Source organism: Bradyrhizobium sp. JYMT SZCCT0180 (assembly GCF_018130165.1).
Taxonomy (GTDB): domain Bacteria; phylum Pseudomonadota; class Alphaproteobacteria; order Rhizobiales; family Xanthobacteraceae; genus Bradyrhizobium.
In genome coordinates, this window is the sequence record NZ_JAFCLZ010000047.1 from 1 (window position 1) to 1764 (window position 1764).

At 62.6% G+C, this 1764-nt stretch carries 1 protein-coding gene; it reads right to left on the reverse strand.

Annotation, left to right across the window (positions count from 1 at the left end):
• On the reverse strand, positions 1 to 1764 hold a 1764-nt coding region (locus tag JQ641_RS37690; RefSeq protein ID WP_212002403.1), incomplete at both ends, for an FG-GAP repeat domain-containing protein.

A 1764-nucleotide genomic window follows, 5' to 3' on the forward strand; every position in this document is an offset into this window, starting at 1 on the left:
TTCTGCCACAGCACGTCGGCCTTGCCGTCCTGGTTGTAGTCGCCGGTGCTGATCACGCTCCAGCCGGGGGCCGATCCAACCGTGGTGTTGGAGGCGATGTGGTCGCCGTCCATCTGCCACATCGCAACACCTCCCTGGTCGTTCTGCCACAGCACGTCAGCCTTGCCGTCGCCGTTGAAGTCGCCGGTGCCGGCGGCGTGCCAATTGCTTCCGACCGATCCGACCGTGGTGTTGGAGGCGATCTGGTCGCCATCCATCTGCCACATCGCGACCTTGCCCTGGCTGTTCTCCCAGAGAATGTCGGCCTTGCCGTCACCATTGAAATCGTCGGTGCCGATCACCTTCCAATCAGTTCCGACCGATCCGACCGTGGTGTTGGAGGCGATGTGATCGCCGTCCATCTGCCACATCGCGACCTTGCCCTGACTGTTCTCCCACAGGATGTCGGCCTTGCCGTCACCTGAGAAGTCGGCGACGTCAACGATCTTCCAATCGGAGCTGGCAGATCCGACCGTGATGTTGGAGGCAATGTGGTTGCCGTCCAGCTGCCACATCGCAACACCACCCTGGTCGCTCCGCCACAGCAGATCGGCCTTGCCGTCACCGTTGAAGTCGCCGATGCCGGCCTCGTGCCAGTTGCTTCCTGCCGATCCGACAGTGGCGTTCAGGTCGATATGGCTGCCGTTTAGCTCCCAGACCGCGACACTGCCGCTGCTGTTGCGGAACAGGACATCGCTGATGCCGTCGCCATTGAAATCGTTGGGGACGTGATGGGTAGCGGCGGCGACGTCGTCGTTGACGATGGTGCCGACGCCCTGGGCGTTGGCAATCGTGGCGCCGTTGGTCGCGTCTGAGAGGTTGACGTTGAAGGTCTCGTTCGCCTCGACCTTGGTATCGCCATTGACGACGATCGAAATCGTCTGGGTGTTGACTCCGGCGTCGAAGTGCAGATCGCCGCCTTTGGCGACATAATCGCCGTCGGCGCCGCTGGCCGAGCTGGCCTGGGTAGCATAGTGCACGTCGAAAGCCGCGCTGCCGCCGGTACGGGTCACCGTGAAGGTCGCGGTGCGGGTGCCGTTGTCACCTTCCGTGATAGTGACATCGCCGATCGAAAGCGAACCGGCAACCGGTGCCGCATCGTCATTGACGATGGTGCTGAGGCCCTGAGCTTTGGCAACCGTGGCGCCGTTGGTCACGCCCGAGAGATTGACGTTGAAGCTCTCATTGGCCTCGACCTTGGTGTCGCCATTGACGACGATCGAGATCGTTTGGGTATTGACCCCGGCATCGAAATGCACACTGCCAGTTTTCGCGACATAGTCGCCGTCCGCCGCGGTCGCGGAGCCGTCGGCCGTCGCGAAATTGACGTCGAAGGCGGCGTTGCCGCCGGTGCGGGTTAGCGTGAAGGTCTCGATCCGGGAGCCGTTGTTGCCTTCGGTGATGATGACATCGCTGATGGCAACCGAACCGGCAACCGGTGCGGCATCGTCATTGACGATAGTGCTGAGGCCCTGGGCTTTGGCAATCGTGGCGCCGTCGGTCGCTCCGGAGAGGTTGACGTTGAAGGTCTCGTTGGCCTCGACCTTGGTGTCGCCATTGACGACGATCGAGATCGTCTGGGTGTTAACCCCGGCGTCGAAATGCACACTGCCGGTTTTCGCGACATAGTCGCCGTCCGCCGCGGTCGCGGAGCCGTCGGCCGTCGCGAAGTTGACGTCGAAGGCGGCGTTGCCGCCGGTGCGGGTTAGCGTGAAGGTCTCGATC